Source organism: Succinimonas sp., from assembly GCF_045225735.1.
Classification (GTDB): Bacteria; Pseudomonadota; Gammaproteobacteria; order Enterobacterales; family Succinivibrionaceae; genus Succinimonas.
Genome location: NZ_JBGVBR010000078.1, coordinates 1 through 6,749, shown reverse-complemented (window position 1 = coordinate 6,749; position 6,749 = coordinate 1). Strand labels below are relative to the sequence as shown.

Annotated in this window: 6 protein-coding genes; 4 read left to right on the top strand and 2 right to left on the bottom strand. The window is 52.3% G+C overall.

The genetic code is table 11. The features are described 5' to 3' along the window. The first annotated feature begins 72 nt into the window (after positions 1-72). Both moaC and ACJROR_RS02800 read left to right on the top strand, forming a co-directional pair. On the top strand, positions 73-549 hold the full coding sequence (moaC, locus tag ACJROR_RS02805; protein WP_406545763.1) for a cyclic pyranopterin monophosphate synthase MoaC: 477 nt from the start codon (positions 73-75) through the stop codon (positions 547-549). Then, complete coding sequence (locus ACJROR_RS02800; RefSeq protein ID WP_406545762.1) at positions 527-1,165, top strand: molybdenum cofactor guanylyltransferase; 639 nt, start codon at positions 527-529, stop codon at positions 1,163-1,165. The genes moaC and ACJROR_RS02800 overlap by 23 nt, the downstream gene beginning before the upstream one ends. 120 nt (positions 1,166-1,285) lie before the next feature. On the opposite strand, the gene ACJROR_RS02795 is transcribed toward ACJROR_RS02800, so the two are convergent. Together ACJROR_RS02795 and ACJROR_RS02790 are read right to left on the bottom strand one after the other, a co-directional pair. Continuing rightward, entirely contained in the window at positions 1,286-1,528 is a 243-nt protein-coding gene (locus ACJROR_RS02795) for a hypothetical protein (RefSeq protein ID WP_406545761.1), read from the bottom strand. A 124-nt stretch (positions 1,529-1,652) separates the two neighbouring features. Further along, positions 1,653-2,849: a hypothetical protein gene (locus ACJROR_RS02790; RefSeq protein ID WP_406545760.1), complete on the bottom strand. Its 1,197-nt coding sequence runs from the start codon at positions 2,847-2,849 to the stop codon at positions 1,653-1,655. Between the two features lie 541 nt (positions 2,850-3,390). Here ACJROR_RS02790 and ACJROR_RS02785 point away from each other — a divergent pair. Together ACJROR_RS02785 and ACJROR_RS02780 are read left to right on the top strand one after the other, a co-directional pair. Then, complete coding sequence (locus ACJROR_RS02785) at positions 3,391-5,226, top strand: NAD(P)-binding protein (RefSeq protein ID WP_406545759.1); 1,836 nt, start codon at positions 3,391-3,393, stop codon at positions 5,224-5,226. Further along, on the top strand, positions 5,226-6,749 hold a 1,524-nt coding region (locus tag ACJROR_RS02780; protein ID WP_406545758.1), incomplete at its 3' end, for a molybdopterin-dependent oxidoreductase. The genes ACJROR_RS02785 and ACJROR_RS02780, both read left to right, overlap by 1 nt.

Genomic DNA, 6,749 nt, shown 5'->3' with positions numbered 1-6,749 from the left:
GGGAACACAGTATCTCGCAAGACGGGGATGATGACCATATTCGGATCCGCATGCAGCGCATAGGAGGGTAATGTGTCAGATTTTACTCATTTCAATGATCAGGGAAAGTCTCGCATGGTGGATGTGTCAGAAAAGAACGACACCCTGCGCACGGCGGTGGCCGAGGGGCTGGTATACGTTAATGAGGAAACCCTGAGCCTTATTAAAAGCGGCGGCATTAAAAAGGGCGACGTTCTTACTGTGGCTCAGGTGGCCGGCATTATGGGGGCTAAAAAAACTCCGGATCTCATTCCCATGTGCCATCCTTTGCTGCTTTCCGGAGTGGATCTGGCATTGTCTCTTGATGAGGAGAGAACAGCAGTGCTTATCAGGGCCACTGTGAAGAACCGCGGCAGCACCGGAGTTGAAATGGAGGCTCTTACGGCCGTTTCCGCCGCCGCTCTGACCGTTTACGACATGTGCAAGGCGGTGCAGAAAAACATGGTTATCGGAAATATCAGACTGCTTCATAAGACGGGCGGCGTTCATGGCGAATATCATTGTTCCTGATGCCGCCGTGGCGGTGCTGACCGGAGGCCGGTCCTCCCGCATGGGATTTCCGAAGGCGGAACTCAAGGATTCCGCGGGGCGACGGTTTTTTGAGGCGCTAGCCGGGCGGCTCAGCTTTTTTCCCTGCCGTTATCTCTCACTGGCGCCGGATCAGCATTATGAATATCCCGGCTTTACCCCTCTTCGTGATGAGTATCCCGGCACCGGCCCCTTGGGGGCCATTCTTACGGCGCTCGGTCATGCGGAAAAGGATCCCCTTTTCGTTATTGCCTGCGATATGCCGGCTTTTACCGGAGAAGAGGCCGGAAGGATTATTGCCGATTACCGGGGCGAGGATGCCCTGATACCGGCGGTTAACGGAAGATGGCAGCCTTTGGCGGCTTTGTATTCCCGGCGGATGATCCCGGTGTTCCGGGAATGTCTGGAAAAGGGGGATCTCAGGCTGCGTAACGCCATCATGAAGTCGGCTTACCGTCTCTGCGAGGTGCCGGAGGAACGCCGCTTTAATTACCTTAATCTCAACACCCCGGAGGAGCTTCAGGAGTATCAGGTTTCCTTAGGGCATTTCAGGGATAATGCGGGGCTCCCGGAGGAAAGGGAAAAGCCAGCGGTTTAACGGAGGAAGAGGCTGGCCGATGGATGGCGAGCGGAAGCGGCAGGAAGAAAGCGTACAAAGCATCTTTCTCACAGCTGCGTAAACAGGAAAAACTGAAAACACCTAAACCTGGAACTGCTGTCAGGTCAAAGCCAGCCCCTCATTCTTCAGCATTTCCTTGTATTCCGCGTACTCGTTTTCAGGAACGCCGACAACGGCCATCGCACGCTCCCAGGTACACCCCAATTCTTTTCTGGCATTCTTAACGCTTCCAAGCCGAGCTGTTTTGATACCTTCAATTTTGCCTTCCGCTTTGCCTTTAGCCTCGCCTATTTCAATCCCTTCATCTAACAAGGCTTGCCCCATGTTGCACATTTCGTCCATCTCCTTTCTGTCTCAAGAGTACCTCTTTGTGAATGCAAAAGCGGCAAGAAGAAGGCGTACAAAGCCTCTGTCTCGCCGCATGCATAAACAAGGAAACAGCAAACACTTAAACCCGGAGCCGCTGTCAGGTCAAAGCCTGCCCCTCCTTCTTCAGCATTTCCTTGTATTCCGCATACTCGTTTTCAGGAATGCCGACAACGGCCATCGCACGTTCCCAGGTACACCCCAATTCTTTTCTGGCATTCTTAACGCTTCCAAGCCGAGCTATTTTGATACCTTCAATTTTGCCTTCCGCTTTGCCTTCCGCTTTGCCTTTAGCCTCGCCTATTTTGATCCCTTTAGCCTCGCCTATTTCAATCCCTTCATCTAACAAGGCTTGCCCCATGTTGCACATTTCGTCCATCCTCCCGGTATCTTCTTTCGTCATTCTGATGCCAAATTCATTTTCCAAAATTTTCTTCCGTTCATCAACTGTTTTTTGCCGTGAAAAAAGGTTTCCCAGCATTTTTATGACCGGAGTTGGACTATCCAGCTGATAATTGGCAACATAGATAAAAATAATCTCCATCAAATCGTGCTGATTCTCCTCTAGCAATGTCTTCATCAGATCATCACTCTCGTCGACATATGTCTCATCGTTCTTAAGCACTTCTTTGAGCGCCTGACACGGATGAAATCGGTATCTGAAAATGCGATTGCTCGTTTCATTTTTAGGATTGGGACATATCCAGATGGAATAGACCTTGCGCATCTTGCTGTAGTCAAAATCCTTGATCATGCGCTGCTGCCTTCCAATCATCCGGCAGATATAAAAAATAGCCCTGTTTATCAGGGGGTAGTCCGGGCTGGTATCCTGCTGGACTTCCAAATTGAACATCAAAACAATTTTTTCCGGCTCATAAGAAGTGGCCGCATCCTCTTTGCCTGAAGCCGCAGCATCCTGATGTCCCTTTGCCTTCTTGCGGCGCCGCCTGTTATTCTCGGTTAGGGGCACCTGAGCTTCAAACAGGAGATCAAAGTTTCTCTTCCCCTCGAGAATGGTGTTATCTTCAGGATTGAGCCCGGTAATGCTTTCTGTGCCGTTGCTGTCATCATCCGGAGCATCCCAGTCCACGGAATACTTGTCAACGCTTACCCCGTCCAGAAGACACTTGTCCCTGATGAAGTTCCTGTCAAATTCCTGAAATTCCGAAACGCATTCTTTCAGAATGTTTGCCAGAATATCCTTGTTGCTGAGCAGCAGTTTGGCTGCTTTGTCATAACTCGCCGTTTTTTTGGCAGCTGAGAGATTCCTGGCAATGTCCGTATTTACCTGTGTCATGAAAATACCTCAATTCAATGACTGTTAGTGAAAACAACCGCCAAAGTATAGATTATCAATATACTTTGTCAACGAATTTCGTTTGGGTAACCCCGAATTTTTATGAAATGGCTGATTTTGGGAATCGGTGTGACTAAAAAACAACAAAAATGAAGATTCTCGCAAAATGACATGCTGAAATATCAGCATGAAAAACAATTATGATAACAGTGATGCTTTTGCATTATGTCTTTTTGAAGATGCTTCATGATATGTTGTTCCTGAAAATGTTCCCGGCTTCATGAAGCATATGCGGAGCATGGAATTCACAGCGGAACAGCCTGTTTATGAGTGACATCTGTCAAAATTCCCTGCTTAATTAAGGTGTTTCACCACCATAAAAAAGTAAAATTACGAAGATCAGTTTTTTTTGTCCGCCGGGACTTCGGATACTCCCCGGAACCGGTCGAAAGTCTTTTTAATCCTTTTTTACGGCGGCAGGCAGCCACCAGGTTAGCCGGTTTCCTGCCCGGACTTTTCTTAACGCTTTTACGGTAATCCTATGGAACAGAAACATGAGCTGAAGAACACTCAGCGCAGCAAACTGATAACCAGTTTTCTGTCCACCTTCCAGAAAAGAGTGGTGGCCAATCCTCCGGGGGTCTGCTGCATCTCAACTCACATCGCTTATCTCCGTACCGCCCGCAGCCAGACCTGCGGCAAGTGCGTGCCCTGCGCCAAGGGCCTGGAGCAGCTGGAGAACATGCTTCAGAAGGTGCTGGACGGCAGCGCGGACATGGATATGTACGTGGATATGCTGTGGCTGGCTCAGACCATCAAGGAGACAGCTGACTGCGCCATCGGCTATGAAGCTGCCTACATGGTGCTGGCCAATATCAAGAACTTCAAGGACGAGTACCTTTACCACATCAATCACCATCGCTGCCAGTCCAGCGTCTCGGTAAAGGTGCCCTGCATGTATAACTGTCCGGCCAATGTTAACATTCCGGGCTATATCGCTCTTATCAAGGACGGCCGATACTCTGATGCCATTAATCTTATAAGAGAGGACAATCCCTTCCCCACTGCCTGCGCCTTTGTGTGCGAGCGTCCCTGCGAATCCCAGTGCCGGAGAACTCTCATTGATGCGGAAATCAATATCAGAGGCCTCAAGAAGTTCGCCGTGGATCAGATTCATGCCGACAGGATTCCCCCGGCCCCCCGCATGGTGGATACCGGCAAGAAAATCGCCGTGGTGGGAGGCGGCCCCTCCGGCCTTACCTGCGCCTACTTCCTGTCCCGGATGGGGCACTCCGTAGTGGTTTACGAGGCGAAGGAAAAGCTGGGCGGCATGCTGCGCTACGGCATTCCGGGGTACCGGCTGCCCAAGGATCGTCTTGATGAAGACATTAAGGCCATTCTGGCGGTAGGCGGCATCGAGGTGCGGCTAAATGTCAGCATCGGCGCCGATGTCACCACGGAGGAACTGGAGAAGGAATATGACGCGGTCTATATCGCCATCGGAGCGCAGAAGGGCCGGGTAATTCCCATCAAGAACTATGACAACCCCAATGTGGCTTCCGCGGTGGAGATGCTGGATCGCATCGGCCACGGAGATATTCCGGACTTTACCGGCAAGAACGTAGTGGTTATCGGCGGCGGCAATGTGGCTATGGACTGCGCCCGTTCCGCAGTGCGCTGCGGCGCAGCCTCGGTAACTCTGGCTGTAAGAGAACCGCAGGTGGACATGACGGCGCTGCCTTCGGAGATCCAGGGAGCCATTGAAGAGGGCGTGGAGCTTATGACCATGTATGCGCCTTCCGAGATCCGGGTGGACGAAAACGGGAATATTAAGAGTCTTATTACGAAGCCGCAGATTACCAGCTTCTATGACAGCAATACCGGCATGCCCATGGTAAGAGACGCTGACAAGGAGGAATACGAGATCCCCTGCGACGTGATCTTCATGGCCATCGGTCAGTCCATTGTGTCTGACGGCTTCTCTGCCTATGAAAAGAATACCCGGGGCTGCTTTATCACTGACACCACCACGGCCATGAAGGATCATCCGGGAGTGTTTGTGGGCGGAGACTGCGTCAGCGGTCCGGCCACTGCCATTCTGGCCATCGGGGCCGGGAGGGTGGCCGCCATGAACATCGATTCGTATCTGGGCTACCACCACCATTACCGGATGAACATCGAAATTCCGGAAAGCCGCGGCAACATGAGGCATCATATGGGCAGAGTTAATCTTACAGAAAAGTCCGCCCGGGAAAGAAAGAAGAGCTTCTGCCCGGTGGAGAACAGCATGACCCATGAGGAGGCCATGCAGGAGTGCGGCAAATGCCTCCGGTGCGATGTGTTCGGGAGCGGCACCATGAAGGGAGGTCTTTTATAATGAGTGATAAGATCCGCATTGTCATAGACGGCCGGGAGTTTCAGGCTGCGAAGGGGCAGACCATTCTGGAGGTGGCCCGGAGTAACGGTATTTACATTCCTACCCTGTGTCATCTTAAAAACGTCAATGAAATCGGCTCCTGCCGCATGTGCGTGGTGGAGGTTGACGGCTGCTCCAATCTGGTGCCGGCCTGCAATACCAAGATCTGGGATGGCATGTCGGTGCTTACCGCCACTGACAAGGTCAAGCTGGCCCGGCAGATGGTGCTGCAGCTCATGCTGGCCCATCATGATGTGCGCTGCCTGAGCTGCAGCAAAACCGGCGACTGCGAGCTCCAGAAGCTGGCGCAGGAGTTTGAGCTCCCGCTGGAAAACCCTTATAAGACCCAAGTCGCGCAACAGTTGCCTAACATGACAGATAATCCTTTTCTGTCGTACTATCCTGATCTCTGCATCGGCTGTCAGCGCTGCGTCAGCATGTGCAGCCGCATGGTGGGAAACGGGGTGCTCAACGCCTCTAAAATCGGCACCAAAACCTTTATCGAAGCTCCCTTCGGCAAGGACTGGAAGGAGACAAGCTGCGAGCTCTGCGGCAACTGCGCCGCTGCCTGTCCCACCGGTGCTCTGGTGGCCAAGAACATGCGGAAGTACCAGACCAGCAAGGTAAATAAGGTGCTGACCACCTGTCCGCACTGCGCTACCGGCTGTCAGTTCTATCTCCTGGTAAAGGACAACACCATTCTGGACGTCATGCCGGCCGATGGCCCCTCCAATAAGGGCCTTTTGTGCGTCAAGGGCCGGTTCGGATCCTTTAATTTCGTGCACTCGCCGGAGCGTCTCCGCTACCCGCTGATTAAGAATCAGGATACAGGGGAATTTGAAAGAGCCACCTGGGACGAGGCTCTGGATCTTATTGCCAGAAAATTCACCGAAATCAAAACGGTTTACGGTTCTGATGCTCTGGCGGGCTTTGCCTGTTCCCGTTCTCCCAATGAAGACTGCTACATGCTTCAGAAGATGGTGCGCTGCGCCTTCGGCACCAACAATGTGGATAACTGCGCCCGGGTGTGTCACTCTGCCTCCGTGGCCGGTCTCGCCATGACTCTGGGTTCCGGAGCCATGACCAACCCCATCTCTGACATTACTACGGATGTGGATGTGATCCTGCTGGTAGGATCCAACCCCGAAGAGGCTCATCCGGTGATCGGCATGCAGATCCGGCAGGCGGTGATGAGGGGAACGCGTCTGATTGTAGTTGATCCCCGCAAGATCGCTCTTTCGGAAAAGGCCGACCTGCACCTGATGCTGAAGCCCGGCACCAATGTGGCCTTCGTGAACGGCATGATCAATATCATCATTTCCGAGGGGCTGGAGGATAAGGAGTTTATTAAAAACAGAACCGAAGGCTATGAGGAACTTAAGGAGATCGTGAAGGATTATACCCCGGAGAAGGTGGCCGAGATCTGCCATATCGATGCCGACCATCTCAGAGAGGCCGCCCGGATGTACGCCACAGCGAAAAAG

What these genes read in the sequence shown, in the direction of transcription:
- ACJROR_RS02800 (WP_406545762.1), top strand. Translation starts at nt 527, where the DNA reads ATGGCGAATATCATTGTTCCTGATGCCGCCGTGGCGGTGCTGACCGGA.
- ACJROR_RS02790 (WP_406545760.1), bottom strand. Translation starts at nt 2,849, where the DNA reads ATGACACAGGTAAATACGGACATTGCCAGGAATCTCTCAGCTGCCAAA.
- ACJROR_RS02785 (WP_406545759.1), top strand. Translation starts at nt 3,391, where the DNA reads ATGGAACAGAAACATGAGCTGAAGAACACTCAGCGCAGCAAACTGATA.
- ACJROR_RS02795 (WP_406545761.1), bottom strand. Translation starts at nt 1,528, where the DNA reads ATGGACGAAATGTGCAACATGGGGCAAGCCTTGTTAGATGAAGGGATT.